We start from the raw sequence: 18,109 nt of genomic DNA on the forward strand, positions 1-18,109 counted from the left end.
CAGCCACCGTCGCCAAACATGCGGCGCACGTTTTTCAAAAACCGGTCAGCGTTTACAACCAGCGTGCTTTCGATGACAGCATCGCCGCCTGGCGCGCAGCCGGCAGCTTGCCCCTGATCCTCGATGCCGGTTGCGGCGTCGGCCTGTCGACCATGCACCTGGCGGCGCAGTATCCCGATCATTTCGTGATCGGGATCGACCAGTCGGCCGACCGGGTTGGCCGCAATACCCTGTGGCCAGGCAGCGCGGCGCCGTTGCCGCACACGCCGTTACCACACAATTTCGTGCGGATCCGGGCCGACCTGGTGGATTACTGGCGCTTGCTGCTGGCCGCGCGGATTTTCCCGGCACGGCACTATCTGCTGTATCCCAATCCGTGGCCGAAAATCGGCCAGCTGAGCCGCCGCTGGCATGGTCATCCGGTGTTTCCGGATATCGTCGCGCTGGGGGGAATCCTGGAATGCCGCAGCAACTGGCGGATCTATGTAGAGGAATGCGCCAGCGCCCTGGGCCAGCTGAGCGGCAAAGAGGTTGGCTGCGAAGCGTATCTGCTGCAACAGCCGATCACGCCGTTCGAGAGCAAATACCTGGCTTCCGGCCATCAGTTGTGGCGCTGCCAGGCGGACCTCGGTACGCATTGAATTCCGCCAGCCGGAACGGCTAACGGGAATTCGCGCAACTCAGATTTCGACTTTGGTGCCCAGCTCGACTACCCGGTTCACCGGGATATGGAAAAAGTCCGACGGCTTGGCCGCATTCTGGTACATCCAGGCGAAAAGTTTTTCACGCCATAACTGCATGCCTGGAATCTTGCTCGGGATCACGGTATCGCGCGCCAAGAAGAAGGACGTATCCATCACGTCGAATTCCAGGCCGAACTGATTGCTGGCCAGGGCCATCACGATGTGCACGTCGGGTGTTTCCTTGAAGCCGAAGGCGGTGCGCAGGATGTACACATCGCTGCCCAGCTCCTTCAAGGTAAGGCGCTTGTCGTCGTCGACGAAAGGCACGTCCCAGATGCTGATCTTCAGGAAGAACACCCGCTTGTGCAGGATGCGGTTGTGCTTCAGGTTGTGCAACAACGCCACCGGCACCGTGCCCACATTGCCGGTCATGAATACCGCCGTGCCCTCCACCCGGTGCGGCGGATGAGCCAGCAAGCCTTCGACGAACGGTTCCAGCGGAATGCCTTCGTCCTTGCTGCGCTCGCGCAGCAGCATGCGGCCGGAATACCAGGTCATCAGCAGGAAGAAGGCAAAACCGCCGAGCAGCAGCGGGAACCAGCCGCCGTCGACGATCTTCAGCAGGTTGGCGGCGAAGAAGGCGAAGTCGACGATGAAAAAGGCGCTGATGACCAGCGCCACCAAAAACGGATTCCATTTCCAGACGGTGCGCATGACGACTGCCGCCAGCACTGTCGTGATCAGCATGGTGGTGGTCACCGCAACGCCGTAGGCGGCGGCCAGGTTGTCGGATTTCTTGAACGCCAGCACCACTGCCACCACCAGTATCAGCAGCATCCAGTTAATCACCGGCACATAGATCTGGCCGCGTTCGTCTTCGGAAGTGTGGAGGATGCGCATGCGCGGCACAAAACCCAGCAAGATGGCCTGGCTGGTGAGCGAGAACGCGCCGGAAATCACTGCCTGCGATGCGATTACGGTGGCGGCGGTCGCCAGGATCACCATCGGCAACAGCAAAGCGTCCGGCACCATCAGGTAAAACGGATTCTGGACCGCGCTGGGATTAGTCAGCAGGTTCGCGCCCTGGCCGAAATAATTCAGCATCAGGCAAGGCATGACGGTAAACAGCCAGGCAAAGCGGATAGGGCGGATGCCGAAGTGGCCCATGTCGGCATACAGCGCTTCGGCGCCGGTCAGCACCAGCACTACCGAACCCAGCACGATGAACGCTTGCAGCGCATGCTGCTGCATGAAGACAAAGGCGTAATAAGGATTGATCGCAGCCAGGATTTCAGGTGCCTTGATCACGTTGTAGATACCCAGCAGGCCCAGCGACAGGAACCAGACGAACATCACCGGCCCGAACAGCTTGCCGACCACCGTGGTGCCGTGCTTCTGGATCAGGAACAGGGCGATCAGGATCACCAGCGCCAGCGGCACCACATAGCGGCTTAGTCCCGGCGTGGCGATTTCCAGCCCCTCCACCGCCGACAGCACCGAGATGGCGGGCGTGATCACGACGTCGCCGTAAAACATGCAAGCCCCGAATACGCCCAGCATCATCAGCAGCTTGGCGCGGCCCGAGCCGTTTTTTGCGGTGCGCAGCGACAGCGCCATCAAGGCCAGCACGCCGCCTTCGCCGTTATTGTCGGCGCGCATCACGAACAGTACGTATTTCAGCGAGACCACGATGGTGATGGCCCAGAACAGCATCGAGATAATGCCCAGCACGCCATCAGGCGTGAACGGGATGCCATGCTCCGCGCTGAAACATTCTTTCAGCGCATACAACGGGCTGGTGCCGATATCGCCAAACACAATGCCCAGTGCAGCCAGCGTAATGATATGGAAACGGGATGACTTGAATCCGGCGCTGTTGCTGGTTTGTGTATTACTCATGTTCTCTCTCTTATTGGTAAGGGCAAGCCTGCGCAGGTATAGCAAGACACGGCCCGCTTACTTCAATTTGATATTTGCTTGAAACTTTTTGCGGCAACGCACAAGGAGCCGGATTTTACTCTCAACCCCGGGGCCGGGACCAGTTTGCAATGTCGCCGGCGTTGCTAAAATACATCCCCACGCCCATCGATTTGTGCTTATTCACGGTCAAGTTTAACGAATCAGGAAGGCATTGGTTGATGACAAAAGACTATCACAGCTGCCTTACTCGGCAGCTTTCAACGCCAGCGCCCGCTCATACAGGGCGTTTTTCTTTTGCCCCGTAATTTGCGCCGCCAGGGACGAAGCTTGCTTGACTGACAATTCCGACAGCAGAATCCGTAAAATCCGCTCTCCCTCTGCGCTATCGTCGATTACAACGGGCGCGGCTTCGATCAGCAGCACGAATTCGCCCTTCTGCCGGTTGCCGTCGGCCGCCAACCACGCCGGCGCTTCGCCCAGGGGGCAACGATGCACGCTCTCGAACAGCTTGGTCAGCTCGCGCGCCAGCACCACCTGGCGCGCCGGACCGAAGGCCTGCAGCAAGGCGTCGACGGTTTCTATGATCCGGTGCGGCGCCTCGTACAGCACCAGGGTCGCGCTTGCGCCGGCCAGGCCGGCCAGCACGATCTCGCGCTGCCTGGCCTTGCTCGGCAGGAAGCCGACGAACTGGAACTGGTCATTGACCAGGCCGCTGACCGACAACGCGGTGACCGCCGCCGACGGCCCCGGCAGCGGCAAGGCGCGCAAGCCGGCGCGCAGCACGGCGTCGACGATGCGGGCGCCGGGATCGGATACCGCCGGCGTGCCGGCGTCGGATACCAGCGCGATGCGTTCGCCGGCTTGCAGGCGCGCGACAATCTTTTCCGCAACCTCCCGTTCGTTATGCTCGTGCGCCGCCAGCAAGGTCTTGGACAAACCATAGCGTCCCAGCAAATGGGCAGTATTCCTGGTGTCCTCGCACGCCACGGCGTCGACCATGGACAATACATGCAAGGCACGCAGGCTGATATCGCAGACATTTCCGATCGGTGTGGCCAGCACATATAATGTCGACGCGGGATACGCTTGCTGCGCCACCTCATCCAAAATCGCTGGGTTGACGAGGCTGCTGGCAGATTGATGAGTCATGGGGAGTTATGAATGTTATATAAATGGGCCAAGCTGGCACTGACGCTACTGGCGGGTATCCTGTTGAACGGATTGTGCCCGCCTGCGCTGGCAAACACAACCTTCGCCGGATCCGCCAGCCCGGATGGCGGCGCCGACACCATTCCGCTGGCCAGCATCGCCCTGCTGCTGCCGCTGCGCTCCGGCCCGTTGGGCGCAGCTGCCGACGCCGTGCGCGGCGGCTTCCTGAATGCCTACGAGCGCGACAAGAACGGCCTGGCGGTGACCGTGATCGAAGCGGCCGATACGCCTGGCGACATGCTGGCGGCCTATCTCGCCGCCAGTAAAAAATACGATATCCTGGTCGGCCCGCTGTCGCGCACCGGCCTCACCGCCATCATCCAGAACGGCCAGGTCGACAAGCCTACGCTTGCCCTGACCCAGCCGGATTTTTCCAACGGCAAGGAAATGACCCTGCCGCCGCAGCTGCTGCCTGTCGGCTTGTCGATCGAGGCCGAAGCGCGCCAAGTCGCGAGCTGGGTCGGCGCCGACTATGCGCCGGGCAAGGTGTTCGTGCTGAGCACCGGCGCCGCCTGGCAGAAACGGGTCGCCAACGCCTTCGTGCAGCAGATCCAGGGCAGCGGACTGCATGCTGACGTGATGACCTTGAACCTCGAAGACGGCGTGTTCAACGCCGGCGCGCTGGCGCAATTGCAGCAACGGATCGAAAGCGAAAAACCGCGCCTGCTGTTTGCCGCCCTCAACGCCGACCAGGCGCGGCAGATCCGCACCGCAGTCGGCCTGGAAACGCCGATCTTCGGCATCTCCCAGCTCAATCCGCTGACCCTCAACGACAATAATCCGGAACACCAGATCCCTGAACTGAACGGCGTACGCTTGCTGGATATCCCTTGGCAGGTGGAAGCCGATCATCCGGCCGTGATGGTGTATCCGCACCAGCCGGTAGCCGCCGACCAGCGCCGCAACGCCGACCTGGAGCGCCTGTACGCGCTGGGCATCGACGCCTTCCGCATCGCCCATGAAATCGCCGCGCGCAATACCGTATTCCAGATCGATGGCGTGACCGGCCAGCTGAACATCAGTTTTGGCGTAGGCGCGCCCAGCTTTGAACGGATAGAACCGGCTGCGGCCTACCAGAACGGCATCGTCACGCCGCTTGGCGCGCCCTGACACGGTTGCGGCGCCCTGATGAAACTCCTGGGAACACGCTCGCCGCGCCAGGTCGGCGGCCAGCTGGCGGAGGATCGGGCGCTCATCTATCTGCAGCAATGCGGACTGCAGCTGGTCGAAAGGAATTTCCGCTGCAAGGGCGGCGAAATCGACCTGATCCTGCATGAGCCGGCTTCGGGGCTGCTGGTTTTTGTCGAAGTCCGGCAGCGCAGCAACCGGCGCTATGGCGGCGCCGCAGCCAGCGTCACGCGCAGCAAACAGGCCAAGCTCATCATTGCCGCCCAGGTTTTCCTGCAGCGTTACGCCCAGCCGCCAGCCTGTCGTTTCGATGTTGTCGCCATCGAAGGCGACGCCGTCGAATGGATCCGGCAGGCATTCGAAACTTAGCTCCCGAGCGAGGCAACGACCGCTATAATCAGGCCACGATAACCATGGCAAGCCTATCAGGCAGGAAATTATCCTGCCGATACCGTCCGGGGCATGGACCACAAACCCCAGCATTTCACGCAAAATACCGACATCATGATAAATCAACGCATCCTGGCGCACTTCAATGAAAGCGCCGAACTTAAAGCCCGCGCAGCCGAAGTCCTGGCGGGCCCGATTGCCAGCGCAGTTGAACTTATGTTCTCCGCGCTGTCCAATGGCAACAAGATTCTTGCTTGCGGCAACGGCGGTTCTGCCGCCGACTGCCAGCATTTTGCGGCGGAGCTGGTAGGACGCTTTGAACGAGAGCGGCTGCCGCTGCCGGCGTTGGCGCTGACTACCGATACCTCGATCATCACGGCGGTCGGCAACGATTACAGCTATAACGAAATCTTTTCCAAGCAGGTGCAGGCGTTTGGACAAGCAGGCGATGTGCTGCTGGCGTTCTCGACATCGGGCAATTCCGCCAACGTGCTGGCTGCCATCGATGTCGCGCTGGAACGCGACATGCGCGTCATCGCCCTGACCGGCAAAGGCGGCGGCGCCATCGGCAAGAAACTGACTGAAGCAGATGTGCATATCTGTGTGCCGCACGACCGCACCGCGCGCATCCAGGAAGTCCATCTGCTAACGATTCACTGCTTATGCGACGGCATCGATGTCGCTTTATTTGGAGGAGATGCGAATGATTGATCGGCCAAACCCGCGGCTAAACCCGCGGCAAAACCCGGGTTGGAGCAACTGGCAGCGTCCGTTGGCTGCCGTAGCGTTATGCGGCACAGTGGTGATGGCTTTGCAAGGCTGCGTAGCGCTGGCGCTGGGCGGCGCCGTCGCCGGCGGTTTCGCCGCGACGGATCGCCGCACCCTGGGCGCGCAGACCGAGGACAAGGCCATCATGGTCAAGGCCGAAACGCGGATTCCCGGTGTGGTCGGCCAGGACGGCCACGTCAACGCCACCAGCTACAACCGCAAGGTGCTGCTGACCGGCGAAGTGCGCGACGATGCCGCCAAGGCAGCGGCCGAGCGCGAAGCGCAATCGATTGAAAACGTGCATGCGGTAGCCAACGAACTGGCGATCGGCGCACCGTCGACTTTCTCGGCGCGTTCCAACGATACCTTCATCACCAGCAAGGTCATCGCTTCCCTGGTGGATGCCAAAGACGTGTTCGGCAACTCGATCAAGGTGGTGACCGAACGCGGCAATGTCTACCTGATGGGCCGGGTGACAGAACGTGAAGGCAAACGTGCCGGCGAAATCGCTGCTGGCGTCAACGGCGTGCAAAAAGTTGTCAAGGTATTCGACTACATCACCGAAGAAGAATTGACGCAGATGTCGTCGGCGCCAAGGGAAAGCAGCAAGGAAAACGCCAAATAATCCGGCTTGCCCTGGAAGCCGGGACAGAAACCGGCTTGCTTTTCCGCTTCTTGTCATATAACGTTGCCGCTGGACAAATTGTCCGGCGGCTTTTTTTTGGGGAAAACCATGATCGGCTTCATCATTCTTGTAGTAATTGTGCTCGTCATCGTGTTTTGGGCAGTCGGTATCTATAACCGCCTGGTGAGCTTCCGCAACCGCTTCAAGAACGCATTCGCCCAGATCGACGTGCAGCTCAAGCGCCGTTACGACCTGATCCCGAACCTGGTGGAAACCGCCAAGGGCTACATGAAGCACGAGCGCGAAACGCTGGAAGCGGTGATCGCGGCGCGCAACCAGGCGGTCAGCGCCAATGCCAAGGTCGGCGGCAACGCCACCGACGCCGCTGCCGTGCAGCAGATGGCGGCCAGCGAAGGCGCGCTCAGCGCCAGCCTGGGCAAGCTGTTTGCCTTGTCGGAAGCCTACCCGGACCTGAAAGCCAACCAGAACATGATGCAGCTGACGGAAGAGCTGACCGGCACCGAAAACAAGATCGGCTTTTCGCGCCAGGCGTACAATGACAGCGTGATGGAATACAACACCGCGATCGAACAATTCCCCGGCTCGATCTTCGCCAACATGTTTGCCTTCAAGCCGGCGGAACTGCTGCAAGCTACCGAAGCCCCCGAAGAACGCAAAGCGGTCAAGGTGACGTTCTAAGCCCGGCGCCTGAGCGTAGCAGAAACAGCGCGCATGACTTTCTTCGAACAGCAGCACCAGGCGCGCCAGGAAACCAGGAAACTGGTGCTCCTGTTCGCGCTGGCGGTGATCGCCATCGTGGTCGCCGTCAACCTGGCGATGGCGCTGCTATGGATCTTCAAGTTCGGCAGCCATCACGGCGCGCTGCGTCAGTATCCAAAAGGCTTCTTCGAAGTCAACACCCTCGTCACGCTGCTGCTGATAGGCGGCGGCACGCTGATCCAGACGTTCAACCTGCGCGACGGCGGCGACGCCGTGGCGCTGATGGCCGGCGGCCGCATCGTTTCGCCCGCCAGCGGCGACCTGCAGGAGCGGCGGCTGTTGAACGTGGTGGAAGAAATGGCGCTGGCTTCGGGCATTGCCTGCCCCAAGGTCTACCTGCTGGAGCAGGAAGACGCGATCAACGCCTTCGCTGCCGGCTACAACCAGAATGAAGCCGTGGTCGCAGTCACGCGCGGCACCTTGAACCGGCTCACGCGCGATGAATTGCAAGGCGTGGTCGGCCACGAGTTCAGCCATATCCTGAACGGCGACATGCGCTTGAACATCCACCTGATCGGCGTCCTGTTCGGCATCCAGATGATCGCCGGTTTCGGCCAGCAGCTGATGAATGTCGGCCGCTACTGGGGCGGAGGACGCGACGACAAAGGCCCGCCGTGGCAGCTGGTGCTGTTCCTGGCCGGCCTGGTGCTGTTCGTGGTCGGTTATATCGGCATCTTCTTCGGCCGCCTGATCAAATCCGCGGTATCGCGCCAGCGCGAATTCCTGGCCGACGCCAGCGCCGTCCAGTTCACCCGCAATCCCGAGGGCATAGGCGGCGCCTTGCGCAAGATCGGCGGCCTCACCGACGGCAAGAAGATCGGCTCGCAGATCAATCATCCGAATGCCGAGCAGCTGTCGCACCTGTTCCTCGGCAGCGCCCGTCCCAATCTGCTGGACGGCTGGTTCGCCACCCATCCGCCGCTGGCGGAACGCTTGAAACGCATCTACGGCCGCAGCATGTCGCCGCTGGAAGCGCCTGAACTGGCGGTGCCGTATGCCGCCAGCGTCGAACGCCTGCCGGACCTGCCGTTTGCGGTTGCCGGCCTGGCCGGCGCCGCGGTTGTTTCGGCAGCTGTCTCGGCAGCCGCGCCGCCAGCCGGCGGATTGCCGACGCCGTCGCTCGAATTCGGCAACAGCAGCGGCAAGGCCGCGCTGTCGTCCCAGCTCAACGGCGCGGTGCACGATCCGTTCGCGGCGCGCGCCGTGGTCTACGCCCTGTTGCTGGGCGAAGGCGCGGAGCGTGAAGCGCAACTGGCGCTACTCAAGAACGAAGCGCCGCAGCAGGCCGCGCTGACTACCTTCCTGGCCGAATCGATCGTGCAGTTGCCGCTCAGCGCCCGGCTGCCGCTGGTTGACCTGGCGACGCCCGCATTGCGGGAGCTGGCGCAGCCCGAACGCGACAAGATGCTGGTGCTGGTGGACCAGCTGATCGCCGCCGACAGCCGCATCACGCTGGCCGAATTCGTGCTGCAGACCATCCTGACGCGCCGCCTGGCGCCGCGCTCCGGACGCCTGGTACCGGTCAAATTCAACAAGCTGTCGGAACTGGACAGCGACATCGCCGTGCTGCTGTCGCTGGTGGCGCACGTGGCGGTGCCGGCCAGCCATGCCGACGCCGTCGGCGCAAGGCTGGCGGCTTTCCTGCGCGGCGCGCATGTCTGCCCCGAACTCAATCTCGCCGCCCAGCACTACTGCAACGGCGCCAGCCTCGGCTTTCCGCGGGTAAGGCTTGCGCTGGACCATGCCAACCAGCTGGCGCCGCTGGCCAAACCGCAGCTGGTCAAGGCCCTGCTGGCGGTAGCTGACGACGGCGCGGCCTTGCAGATCGTCAGCGCCGACATCCTGCGCGCAATCTGCGCCGGCATCGAAGCGCCGATACCGCCGGCGGTGGCCGCCACTTATCACGCTTACCCCTGGCAATTCGATAACTAATTGTTAATTTCCTGGCTTTCGGCAGAGCCGCCCGCAGATAGTTATAATGGGTGCTCTCGGGTATAGCCCGTATTGGATTCTGTCATGCAAGCTCAAGCTGAAAACACCGCCGGCAAACGGCTCTGGATCAAGGTTGCAGGCGCCGCCGCGGTGGTAGCGCTGGCGCTGGCCGGTTACCTGTCGATGTCGAACACGCATGCGGCGCCGGATGTCTCGTTCACCAATATCAAGGGCGAGCAGGTATCGCTGAAGAGCTTGCGCGGCAAGGTGGTGATGGTGAATTTCTGGGCCACCAGCTGCACCACCTGCGTCGCCGAGATGCCGCAAATGGTGCAGACCTACAATATGTACAAGGACAAGGGCCTCGATTATGTCGCCGTGGCGATGAGCTACGACCCGCCTAACTACGTCATGAATTTTGTGCAAACCCGCAGCCTGCCGTTCCAGGTCGCCCTGGATACGCAGAGCAAGCTGGCCGATTCCTTCGGCGACGTCAAGCTGACGCCGACCACCTTCGTGATCGACAAGCAGGGCAATATCATCAAGCGCTACGTGGGCGCGCCCAAGTTTGACGAGCTGCACGCCTTGCTCGACAAGGCGCTCGCAGCAGCATAAAAAAAAGGCGCATCAAGCGCCTTTTTTTATACCCGCCTTTTTATAAATCACCTCGACGTCGCCGCACGCGAAGCCGTGTCATACAGGCCTGAGGCCGTGCGCAGCAATTTGGCGGTATCGCCCAGCGCCTGGTTCGACAAGCCGGTATCGGACAGCACGGTGATCAGGCACTCCTCGCGCATCTCCCGGTATTTGAGGCAAAGCGCATAGCCGCTGGCCGTGGCGGAGAAATACGCTTCCTTACCGACTTTTTCACTTTGTATGTAACCGGCTTTCACCAGCTTCTTCAGCGCGTAACTGGCGATATGCGTGTCCTCGATATTGAGGACAAAACAGATGTCGGCCAGGCTCTTTTTGCGTTCGCGATGGCAAACATGGTGTAACAAGGAAACCTCGACCGGCGTCATGTCCTTCACGCCAGCCGCCGACATGCAGCGCGACATCCAGCGGTTGAATGCATTACCGGCAATGATCAAAGCGTACTCAAGCTCCGACAACTCGACGCTGCTTTCCGAAGCCAGGTGGGCGGATGAGAGGATTTTAGGTGGAGCAACGTTCATACATTTCCTACAAAACACCAAGAAAAATCAATCATACAACTACTTGTGCGAAACGCCAGACTGTCTGTATTTCAGCAACAACATAAACTATTTACATACAAATTATTGACATTTTATTTTTGATGGACGATATTGCCCTTTGCTTAAGCTCTGGTTAACAAGGGCAAGCTCGTTTTGGGGGTAGACTAATTCGGCAGGCTGCGACGGCTGCTAACTTGTCCCGCCATTTTTCTTTGCAATTCAACGTGTTGTCCCAGCAGTTAGAGAACCGGGCCTTGCGCCGCCTCGCGGCAGCAACGCCCTGTGCCGCAATTGCCGACCATTCTGCCGAAGGAAACCAGCCGCAATGACCCAAGCCGTCATACAAGCTCTTGGCGAAAGCGCCCTGATACTGAACACGGGAGCCAGCGCTACCCTGGACTGCCAGCAGCGCTTGTGGGCCATCGCCGCCAAGGCAGCGCATTGGCCGCACGTGCGCGACGTGGTGCCGGGCATGAATAACCTGACTATCCTGTTCGACCCGCTGGCGGCCGATGCCGAACAACTGGCGGACAAGCTGCAGAACGCCTGGGATGCCGCGGCCATCAGCCAGAAGGCCGGGCGCAAGATCGAAATCCCGGTTATCTATGGCGGCGCCAGCGGTCCCGACCTGGAAGAAGTTGCGCGCCACACCGGCTTGTCGCCGGCCGAGATCGTCAAGCGCCATACGGCGGCTGAATACATCGTCTACTTCATCGGCTTCCAGCCCGGCTTTCCCTACCTGGGCGGACTCGATCCGCAGCTGGCCACGCCGCGCCGCAGCGAGCCGCGGCTGGTGGTGCCGGCCGGTTCGGTCGGCATCGGCGGCAGCCAGACCGGGATTTATCCGGCGGCCTCGCCCGGCGGCTGGCAGCTGATCGGCCATAGCACGCTGCGCCTGTTCGATCCCGCCGCCAATCCTCCTACCTTGCTGCAGCCGGGCGACCGCGTGCGCTTCGTCGCCAGCGAGGTGATCGCATGATCAAGATCCTGCGCGCCGGGCGCATCAACTCGGTCCAGGACATGGGCCGCAGCGGTTTCCGCCATCTCGGCATCTGCCAGTCGGGGGCGTTGGACCGCACCGCACTGGCCATCGCCAACCTGCTGGTCGGCAATCCGCACGACGCCGCCGCCATCGAATTCACGCTTGGTCCCTGCGAGCTGGCGTTCACCGCCGATGGCCGCATCGCCCTGGGCGGCGCCGATTTCGCGGCGACGCTGGACGACAAGCCGCTGCCGTCATGGTGGAGCGTGCGAGTCCGCGCCGGACAGATCCTGAGGCTGAACGCTGCACGGCATGGCATGCGCGCCTACCTGGCAATCGCCGGCGGCATCGATGCCGCCGCTCAACTCGGTTCGCGCGCCACCGACCTGCAGGCCGGTTTTGGCGGCCATGGCGGCTGCGCGCTGGCGGAAGGCGACAGCCTGCCCGCCGGCGCGCCGGATGACCCGGCCGCGGCGCTGCATAGCGCAGCGTCTTTCGGCGTACGCCCGCCATCCTGGTACGAAGACGATGCCGAAACGCTGGCAATCCGCGTGATCCCTGGTCCCGAATATGATCTGTTCACGCAAGCCGCGCAAAAAACCTTCTGGAACAGCAGCTGGACCTTGACGCCGCAAAGCAACCGCATGGGCTTTCGCCTGAGCGGCCCGGAACTGAAGATCAAGAAAGGCAGCGACCTGCTGTCCCATGGCGTGCTGCCGGGCGTCATCCAGGTGCCGCCCGCCGGCCAGCCTATCGTGCTGATGGCGGATGCGCAAACCACCGGCGGTTATCCGAAAATCGGTGTCGTGATCAGCGCCGACCTGGCCCGGCTGGCCCAGCTGCGCTTCAACCGCACCATACAGTTTGTCGAATGCGACGTCGTCCAGGCCCGCGTAGCACTGCACCACGACGCCTCGTATCTGCAACAGATCGAAACCGCGATGCACTACTGGTTGCGTCCGACCAAATAGGAGCAGACGATGCCCAAGAAAGAACACAAGCAGGTAGACCTCAACGCCGACCTCGGCGAACAAAGCGGCGGCAGCGCCGGCAACGATCACGCGCTGCTGGCCCTGGTCAGCTCGGCCAATATCGCTTGCGGCTGGCATGCCGGCAGCGCCCTGATGATGCAGCAATGCGTGGCCTGGGCGGTGGCGCAAGGGGTCGCCATCGGCGCCCATCCGAGTTTTCCCGACCGCGATAATTTCGGCCGCACCGAAATGCAGCTGCCGGCCAACGAAATCTATAGCGGCGTGCAGTACCAGATCGGTGCGCTGGCGGCGATCGCCGGTGCGCACGGCGCCCAGCTGGCGCACGTCAAGCCGCATGGCGCGCTGTACAACATGGCGGCGCGCGACGCCAAACTGGCCGACACTATCGTCGCCGCCATCCGCGATGTCGATCCGGGCCTGGCCTTGTTCGGCCTGGCCGGCAGCGAGCTGATCGCCGCCGCCCAGCGCGCCGGCCTGCACGCCGTGGAAGAAGTGTTTGCCGACCGCGGCTACATGGCCGACGGCAGCCTGGTCAAGCGCGGCACGCCCGGCGCCCTGATCGAAGACGAGGAACAGGCTCTGGCACAAACCATGCATATGATCCGTGAAGGCAAGGTCCACGCAATCGACGGCAGCTGGGCCGCGGTCAAGGCGGACACGGTCTGCCTGCACGGCGACGGTGCACACGCGCTGGAATTTGCGCGCCGCATCCATGCCGAACTGAAACAGCAAGGCATCGCTATCCGTGCGCCGCGGATAACCGCTGCCGATACCTTGTTCCCCCTGCTAGGCTAGTGGACTGTAGCAGCCGATTCGGGAGTGAAGGGCGCGTACCCGGCGCGCAGGGCAAGGCGCAAAGCGGAGCAATAGCGAGACTATTGCGAGCATTTGCAACGCCGCCATGCGGGTCGGGTACGTGACAAGCACTTCTGAATTGGCTGTTACAGTTCACTAGGAAGCAATAACACCAAGAAGTCAACAGAATCGGCGGCGCAGCAACGACCGTCTCAACATTAGGAGATAGCAATGACCGTAACAGAATTATTGCCGCTGATCGGCATACCGATAGTGGTGGCTGGTTTTGCCTTGAAATTCAATCCCCTGCTGGTGGTGACGGTGGCAGGGCTGGCGACCGGCCTGTCGGTCGGCATGGATCTCGGCACCTTGCTGGAAACCTTCGGCGAGAAATTCATCAACAGCCGTTCGCTGGCGGTGTATGTGCTGATCCTGCCGGTGATCGGCCTGCTCGAAAGCTACGGGCTGAAAGAACGTGCGCAAGACTGGATTTCCAGCATGGCGGCCGCTACCTCGGCGCGCATCCTGATGTTGTACTTTGTGTTGCGCCAGGGCCTGGGCGCGCTCGGCCTGACCTATATCGGCGGCCAGGCGCAAACCGTGCGGCCGCTGCTGGCGCCGATGGTTGAAGGCGCGGCTACCGCGCGTTACGGCGAACTGCCGCTGCATATCCGCGACAAGCTGCGCGCGCATTCCGCCGCTTGCGACAACGTCGCCGTCTTCTTCGGCGAAGACATTTTCATCGCCTTCGGCGCAGTGCTGCTGATGGATGCCTTCCTCAAGGAAAACGGCATCCTCGGCATCGAGCCGCTGCATCTCGGCCTGTGGGCGATTCCTACCGCGATCGCCGCGCTGGTGATCCACATGTTCCGCCTGGCGCGGCTGGACGCCAGCATCGCGCGCGACATCGCCGCCTGGAAAAAAACCCAGGGACAAGAGGTGGCCGCATGAGCGCCCTGATCACCATCAACGAGATCTATTACCTGATCGGCGTCATCCTGATGCTGCTGGTCGGCATGACCTTGCGCGACAAGGGCAATCCGAAACGCCTGACCACGGCCCTGTTCTGGTTCCTGTTCGGCACGGTATTCCTGTTCAGCGACCTGCTGGTTGCTTCGCTCGGCAAACCGCTGGCGTATCGCATCATCGGCGTCGTCGTGATCCTGATTTCACTGATCGCCGGCTGCGGCCTGCTGTCGATCGGCAGCTACAAACAGCGCAGCGCCGAACAGCGCCAGGCATCGGCCAACCAGATCGGCAACTGGATTTTCCTGCCGGCGGTGCTGATCCCGATCGTCACCGTGCTATGCACGGTCTTGCTGAAAGGCGTTTCCATCGGCGGCGTCTACCTGCTCGACCAGAAACAGCTGACGCTGGCAGCGTTGTGCGTGGGCTGCATCTGCGCAATCCTGGCCGGCTGGAAGCTGACCGGCGGCACGCCGCTGCATGCGGTGCGCGAATCGCGCCGGCTGCTCGACGCCATCGGCTGGGCTTCTGTCCTGCCGCAGATGCTGGCGATGCTGGGCGGCGTGTTCGTCGCCGCCCATACCGGCAAATCGGTGCAGGATGTGGTCAGCCTGTTCGTCAATCCCGACAGCCGCTTCATGCTGGTCGTGATCTACTGCGTCGGTATGGCCTTGTTCACCATGATCATGGGCAATGCCTTCGCCGCCTTCCCGGTGCTCACCGCCGGCATCGCGCTGCCGTTCCTGATCGTCGGCCACCATGCCGATCCGGCCCCGCTGGTGACCATCGGCATGCTGGCCGGTTACTGCGGCACCCTGATGACGCCGATGGGCGCCAACTACAACATCGTGCCGGCCGCGCTGCTGGAGCTGAAGGATAAATACCTGGTGATCAAGACCCAGATCCCGACCGCACTGACATTATTGGCAGCCAATATACTGCTGATGTATTTCCTCGTATTCCGCTAAGGAGCAACCATGCATCTGACTCTTGACCAGGTTTCGGCCTTCGTGCGCCTGCCCTTGCGCTCGCTGCGCCACGAATATCCCAACCACATCATGCACGTACTGAACGATGCGCAGGATGCGCAAACCCCGCGCGCCCTGCACCCGGTGTTCTACGGCTGCTACGACTGGCACTCGGCGGTGCACGGCTACTGGCTGCTGGCGCGCAGCGCCCGGCTGTATCCGGCGCTGCCGCAGCAGGACGAGATCGCGCAGATGTTCAACGACCACTTCAGCGCCGCCAACATGCAGCAGGAACTGGCGTATTTCCAGACGCCTGGACGGGTCTCCTTCGAACGTCCCTACGGCTGGGCCTGGATCATGGCGCTGGCGCAGGAACTGGAAACCTGGCAGCATCCCAAGGCCAAGGCCTGGCTGGCCACGATGGAACCGCTGGTGGCGGAAATACGCAGCCGCGTGTTCAGCTATTTTTCCAAGCTCGGTTATGCGATCCGCGTCGGCACCCATTACAACAGCGCGTTCGCCTTGAAACTGATACTCGATTTCGCGCGCCATCGCAACGATACGGAACTGGACAGCGCCATCGTCACTGCCTCCTGCCGCTACTTCATGGGCGACAGCAACTATCCGGCGCATTACGAACCGGGCGGCGACGAATTCCTGTCGGCGGCGCTGACCGAAGCCTTGCTGATGGCCGACGTACTTGAGGCCGATGTATTCGTCGACTGGTTCGCCCAGTACCTGCCGAAGCTGGCCGATATCGACCGCCTGATGAATCCGGCCGACGTCAGCGACCATAGCGATCCCAAGATCGCCCACCTGAACGGCTTGAACCTGAGCCGCGCCTGGTGCATGAAGCGGATTGCCCGGCGCCTGCCGGAAAACGATCCGGCCGCCGCCACGCTGACCGCGGCGGCGCGCCGCCACATTGAAGCCGGGCTGCCGCATGTCGTCAGCGGCGAATATGCCGGCGAACACTGGCTGGCGACGTTTGCCATGCTGGCGATGGAAACAGTGAACTAAGGTAGACAAGCCATGACCCAGCCCACTATTTTGCTCACCGGTTTTGAGCCGTTCGAACAGGAGCCGCTCAATCCGTCGTGGGAGGCGGTGCGCGCCCTGGACGGCTGGCCATGCGAGGGCGCGCGCGTCGCGGCGCGCCAGCTGCCCTGCGTGTTCGGCAAGGCGTTGCAGGTGCTGGACCAGCTGATGGAAGAACTCAAGCCGGCCTTGGTGATCTGCGTCGGCCAGGCCGGCGGGCGCAGCCAGATGTCGCTGGAACGGGTAGCGATCAATGTCGACGACGCCCGGATTGCCGACAACGCCGGCCGCCAGCCGGTCGACCAGGCTATCTACAGCGATGGTCCCGCAGCGTATTTTTCGACGCTGCCGATCAAGGGCATGGTCAAGGCGATGCGCGCCGCCGGCGTCCCGGCGGAGGTTTCGCAAACCGCCGGCACCTTCGTATGCAACCACGTGTTTTACGGCTTGATGCATCAGCTGGCGACGCACGCATCCAAGGCGCGCGGCGGCTTCATCCATATCCCTTACATTCCGTCGCAGGCGGCGCGCCATCCCGGCCAGCCCAGCCTGGCGCTGGAGACGCTGGTCGAAGGTTTGCGCATCGCGCTGCAAAGCGCCATGACCTTGCGGCAGGATGTAGTCGAAGGCGGCGGCCAGCTGCATTGATTGAACCCGTGCCGATTCAGTTAATTTCCTGATGCCCGGCAGGCGATCTTGTATCATTGGTTTAATGGGACGACGAGACACGCCCCGATGACGCAGCATTGCTACAGGAAACCGTATGTCGGAAACTCAAGTCGTGGTCGTTAGCCCGGAAGGCGAGTTATACGCCGGCAGCGCCGGATTAGTCACTTTGCCGGGCATCGCCGGTTCGCTGGGCATCCTGCCCGGCCACACGCCGCTGCTGACCCGCTTGAAGCCGGGCGCGGTCCATATCAAGCGCGTGAGCGGCGAAGACGATTATATTTATGTCGCCGGCGGCTATGCCGAAATCCAGCCGCACTCGGTCACCATCCTGGCTGACACCGCGATCCGCGGCAAGGACCTTGACGAAGCCAAAGCCACCGCGGCCAGGCAGCAGGCCGAGGAGCGCCTGCAGAACCTGGCGTCGAATATCGATTACGCCATGGCGCAAGCCGAACTGGCGGAAGCCACGGCGCAGCTGGCGACGCTGGCGCAGATGCGGCGCGGTAAATAATTTCGATGAGGCGGCCAGGTTGTGGCCACCTCGCAGCGAATCAACGTGGTTGCGGCCTGTTTTGGCCCGGCTTGTTGCCGCCATTCGACGGGCGCCCGCCACCACCTGGAGGACGGCCGCCTGGCGGCCTGACGCCGCCACCCGGCGGCCTCGCCCCTTGCGGCGGACGGTGCCCACCGCCGAAGCCCGGCGGACGCGGCCGGCCAGGCGCCACTCCGGGCGGTTTCGGGAACGGCCTTGGCGGTGGCCGCACCGTTACCGGCGGACGCGGCCGGATCGGCCGATGCGCCCAGTGCGACTGCTGCCCGTACCACGGACGTCCGCGATAATTCTGCCCCCAGTAAGTGCCGATGGTGAAAGCGATGATCGGCAGTCCGATGGCGCTGCCGTAAGTGATCAGGGGCACCTGGTTGCCCTGGTAGGGATAGTCCAGGTTCTGCGCATACACCCAGCCGCGGTTGCCGTCGGGCAGCGACACATCGCACCAGCTATAGCCGTTGATGCAGCCGGCCACCGTTACCGGAGTGCCGGGCCGCAGCTGCGCCACCAGCGGATAA

The 18,109-nt window shown here is 62.3% G+C and carries 20 protein-coding genes; 16 read left to right on the plus strand and 4 right to left on the minus strand.

Annotation, left to right across the window (positions count from 1 at the left end; translation table 11 throughout):
- A partial coding sequence (locus tag JWQ61_RS17455; RefSeq protein ID WP_304361632.1) for a tRNA (guanosine(46)-N(7))-methyltransferase TrmB occupies positions 1 to 641 on the plus strand: 641 nt, incomplete at its 5' end.
- A gap of 39 nt (positions 642 to 680) precedes the next feature.
- On the opposite strand, the gene JWQ61_RS17460 is transcribed toward JWQ61_RS17455, so the two are convergent.
- Positions 681 to 2,582 (minus strand): potassium transporter Kup, encoded by a 1,902-nt coding sequence (locus JWQ61_RS17460; protein ID WP_304361633.1) that lies wholly within the window; start codon positions 2,580 to 2,582, stop codon positions 681 to 683.
- A gap of 264 nt (positions 2,583 to 2,846) precedes the next feature.
- On the minus strand, positions 2,847 to 3,752 hold the full coding sequence (gene rsmI, locus JWQ61_RS17465) for a 16S rRNA (cytidine(1402)-2'-O)-methyltransferase (protein ID WP_304361634.1): 906 nt from the start codon (positions 3,750 to 3,752) through the stop codon (positions 2,847 to 2,849).
- Between the two features lie 12 nt (positions 3,753 to 3,764).
- Between rsmI and JWQ61_RS17470 the strand changes: the two genes are divergently transcribed.
- From JWQ61_RS17470 to JWQ61_RS17500, 7 genes are all read left to right on the plus strand, one after another.
- The gene (locus JWQ61_RS17470; protein ID WP_304361635.1) at positions 3,765 to 4,922 is read left to right on the plus strand and encodes a penicillin-binding protein activator; all 1,158 of its coding nucleotides are present in this window, start codon (positions 3,765 to 3,767) and stop codon (positions 4,920 to 4,922) included.
- A gap of 18 nt (positions 4,923 to 4,940) precedes the next feature.
- Positions 4,941 to 5,309 (plus strand): YraN family protein, encoded by a 369-nt coding sequence (locus JWQ61_RS17475; protein WP_304361636.1) that lies wholly within the window; start codon positions 4,941 to 4,943, stop codon positions 5,307 to 5,309.
- Between the two features lie 135 nt (positions 5,310 to 5,444).
- Positions 5,445 to 6,041 carry a phosphoheptose isomerase gene (locus JWQ61_RS17480; RefSeq protein ID WP_041742665.1) on the plus strand — a complete coding sequence of 199 codons (597 nt, stop codon included), beginning with the start codon at positions 5,445 to 5,447 and terminating at the stop codon, positions 6,039 to 6,041.
- Complete coding sequence (locus JWQ61_RS17485) at positions 6,034 to 6,723, plus strand: BON domain-containing protein (RefSeq protein WP_304361637.1); 690 nt, start codon at positions 6,034 to 6,036, stop codon at positions 6,721 to 6,723. Before JWQ61_RS17480 ends, JWQ61_RS17485 begins: the two co-directional genes overlap by 8 nt.
- A gap of 108 nt (positions 6,724 to 6,831) precedes the next feature.
- Entirely contained in the window at positions 6,832 to 7,422 is a 591-nt protein-coding gene (locus tag JWQ61_RS17490) for a LemA family protein (RefSeq protein WP_041743776.1), read from the plus strand.
- A 33-nt stretch (positions 7,423 to 7,455) separates the two neighbouring features.
- Complete coding sequence (locus tag JWQ61_RS17495) at positions 7,456 to 9,435, plus strand: M48 family metallopeptidase (protein WP_304361638.1); 1,980 nt, start codon at positions 7,456 to 7,458, stop codon at positions 9,433 to 9,435.
- Positions 9,436 to 9,519: 84 nt separating this feature from the next.
- Entirely contained in the window at positions 9,520 to 10,050 is a 531-nt protein-coding gene (locus tag JWQ61_RS17500) for a TlpA disulfide reductase family protein (protein WP_041742667.1), read from the plus strand.
- A gap of 47 nt (positions 10,051 to 10,097) precedes the next feature.
- On the opposite strand, the gene JWQ61_RS17505 is transcribed toward JWQ61_RS17500, so the two are convergent.
- Positions 10,098 to 10,610, minus strand: a complete 513-nt coding sequence (locus JWQ61_RS17505) for a winged helix DNA-binding protein (RefSeq protein WP_304361639.1) — start codon at positions 10,608 to 10,610, stop codon at positions 10,098 to 10,100.
- 346 nt (positions 10,611 to 10,956) lie between these two features.
- Between JWQ61_RS17505 and pxpB the strand changes: the two genes are divergently transcribed.
- The 8 genes from pxpB to JWQ61_RS17545 all read left to right on the plus strand — a co-directional run bounded on the left by pxpB (position 10,957) and on the right by JWQ61_RS17545 (position 17,552).
- Positions 10,957 to 11,610, plus strand: a complete 654-nt coding sequence (pxpB, locus tag JWQ61_RS17510) for a 5-oxoprolinase subunit PxpB (RefSeq protein ID WP_304361640.1) — start codon at positions 10,957 to 10,959, stop codon at positions 11,608 to 11,610.
- Positions 11,607 to 12,584: a biotin-dependent carboxyltransferase family protein gene (locus JWQ61_RS17515; RefSeq protein WP_304361641.1), complete on the plus strand. Its 978-nt coding sequence runs from the start codon at positions 11,607 to 11,609 to the stop codon at positions 12,582 to 12,584. Before pxpB ends, JWQ61_RS17515 begins: the two co-directional genes overlap by 4 nt.
- 9 nt (positions 12,585 to 12,593) lie before the next feature.
- Positions 12,594 to 13,400, plus strand: a complete 807-nt coding sequence (pxpA, locus tag JWQ61_RS17520; RefSeq protein ID WP_304361642.1) for a 5-oxoprolinase subunit PxpA — start codon at positions 12,594 to 12,596, stop codon at positions 13,398 to 13,400.
- A 231-nt stretch (positions 13,401 to 13,631) separates the two neighbouring features.
- Positions 13,632 to 14,351 carry a DUF969 domain-containing protein gene (locus JWQ61_RS17525; RefSeq protein WP_120234105.1) on the plus strand — a complete coding sequence of 240 codons (720 nt, stop codon included), beginning with the start codon at positions 13,632 to 13,634 and terminating at the stop codon, positions 14,349 to 14,351.
- The gene (locus JWQ61_RS17530; RefSeq protein ID WP_120234104.1) at positions 14,348 to 15,334 is read left to right on the plus strand and encodes a DUF979 domain-containing protein; all 987 of its coding nucleotides are present in this window, start codon (positions 14,348 to 14,350) and stop codon (positions 15,332 to 15,334) included. Before JWQ61_RS17525 ends, JWQ61_RS17530 begins: the two co-directional genes overlap by 4 nt.
- A gap of 9 nt (positions 15,335 to 15,343) precedes the next feature.
- Positions 15,344 to 16,354 (plus strand): DUF2891 domain-containing protein, encoded by a 1,011-nt coding sequence (locus JWQ61_RS17535; RefSeq protein ID WP_304361643.1) that lies wholly within the window; start codon positions 15,344 to 15,346, stop codon positions 16,352 to 16,354.
- 12 nt (positions 16,355 to 16,366) lie between these two features.
- Complete coding sequence (gene pcp / locus JWQ61_RS17540; RefSeq protein ID WP_304361644.1) at positions 16,367 to 17,020, plus strand: pyroglutamyl-peptidase I; 654 nt, start codon at positions 16,367 to 16,369, stop codon at positions 17,018 to 17,020.
- Between the two features lie 115 nt (positions 17,021 to 17,135).
- Positions 17,136 to 17,552 carry a F0F1 ATP synthase subunit epsilon gene (locus tag JWQ61_RS17545; protein ID WP_014008161.1) on the plus strand — a complete coding sequence of 139 codons (417 nt, stop codon included), beginning with the start codon at positions 17,136 to 17,138 and terminating at the stop codon, positions 17,550 to 17,552.
- Positions 17,553 to 17,592: 40 nt separating this feature from the next.
- On the opposite strand, the gene JWQ61_RS17550 is transcribed toward JWQ61_RS17545, so the two are convergent.
- Positions 17,593 to 18,109 (minus strand): SH3 domain-containing protein (locus tag JWQ61_RS17550; RefSeq protein ID WP_304361645.1); only part of this gene is annotated, 517 nt, incomplete at its 5' end.

It is taken from the genome of Collimonas fungivorans (genome assembly GCF_028292705.1).
GTDB classification, from domain to species: Bacteria; Pseudomonadota; Gammaproteobacteria; order Burkholderiales; family Burkholderiaceae_D; genus Collimonas; species Collimonas fungivorans_B.

What these genes read in the sequence shown, in the direction of transcription:
- JWQ61_RS17460 (WP_304361633.1), bottom strand. Translation starts at nt 2,582, where the DNA reads ATGAGTAATACACAAACCAGCAACAGCGCCGGATTCAAGTCATCCCGT.
- rsmI (WP_304361634.1), bottom strand. Translation starts at nt 3,752, where the DNA reads ATGACTCATCAATCTGCCAGCAGCCTCGTCAACCCAGCGATTTTGGAT.
- JWQ61_RS17470 (WP_304361635.1), top strand. Translation starts at nt 3,765, where the DNA reads ATGTTATATAAATGGGCCAAGCTGGCACTGACGCTACTGGCGGGTATC.
- JWQ61_RS17475 (WP_304361636.1), top strand. Translation starts at nt 4,941, where the DNA reads ATGAAACTCCTGGGAACACGCTCGCCGCGCCAGGTCGGCGGCCAGCTG.
- JWQ61_RS17480 (WP_041742665.1), top strand. Translation starts at nt 5,445, where the DNA reads ATGATAAATCAACGCATCCTGGCGCACTTCAATGAAAGCGCCGAACTT.
- JWQ61_RS17485 (WP_304361637.1), top strand. Translation starts at nt 6,034, where the DNA reads ATGATTGATCGGCCAAACCCGCGGCTAAACCCGCGGCAAAACCCGGGT.
- JWQ61_RS17490 (WP_041743776.1), top strand. Translation starts at nt 6,832, where the DNA reads ATGATCGGCTTCATCATTCTTGTAGTAATTGTGCTCGTCATCGTGTTT.
- JWQ61_RS17495 (WP_304361638.1), top strand. Translation starts at nt 7,456, where the DNA reads ATGACTTTCTTCGAACAGCAGCACCAGGCGCGCCAGGAAACCAGGAAA.
- JWQ61_RS17500 (WP_041742667.1), top strand. Translation starts at nt 9,520, where the DNA reads ATGCAAGCTCAAGCTGAAAACACCGCCGGCAAACGGCTCTGGATCAAG.
- JWQ61_RS17505 (WP_304361639.1), bottom strand. Translation starts at nt 10,610, where the DNA reads ATGAACGTTGCTCCACCTAAAATCCTCTCATCCGCCCACCTGGCTTCG.
- pxpB (WP_304361640.1), top strand. Translation starts at nt 10,957, where the DNA reads ATGACCCAAGCCGTCATACAAGCTCTTGGCGAAAGCGCCCTGATACTG.
- JWQ61_RS17515 (WP_304361641.1), top strand. Translation starts at nt 11,607, where the DNA reads ATGATCAAGATCCTGCGCGCCGGGCGCATCAACTCGGTCCAGGACATG.
- pxpA (WP_304361642.1), top strand. Translation starts at nt 12,594, where the DNA reads ATGCCCAAGAAAGAACACAAGCAGGTAGACCTCAACGCCGACCTCGGC.
- JWQ61_RS17525 (WP_120234105.1), top strand. Translation starts at nt 13,632, where the DNA reads ATGACCGTAACAGAATTATTGCCGCTGATCGGCATACCGATAGTGGTG.
- JWQ61_RS17530 (WP_120234104.1), top strand. Translation starts at nt 14,348, where the DNA reads ATGAGCGCCCTGATCACCATCAACGAGATCTATTACCTGATCGGCGTC.
- JWQ61_RS17535 (WP_304361643.1), top strand. Translation starts at nt 15,344, where the DNA reads ATGCATCTGACTCTTGACCAGGTTTCGGCCTTCGTGCGCCTGCCCTTG.
- pcp (WP_304361644.1), top strand. Translation starts at nt 16,367, where the DNA reads ATGACCCAGCCCACTATTTTGCTCACCGGTTTTGAGCCGTTCGAACAG.
- JWQ61_RS17545 (WP_014008161.1), top strand. Translation starts at nt 17,136, where the DNA reads ATGTCGGAAACTCAAGTCGTGGTCGTTAGCCCGGAAGGCGAGTTATAC.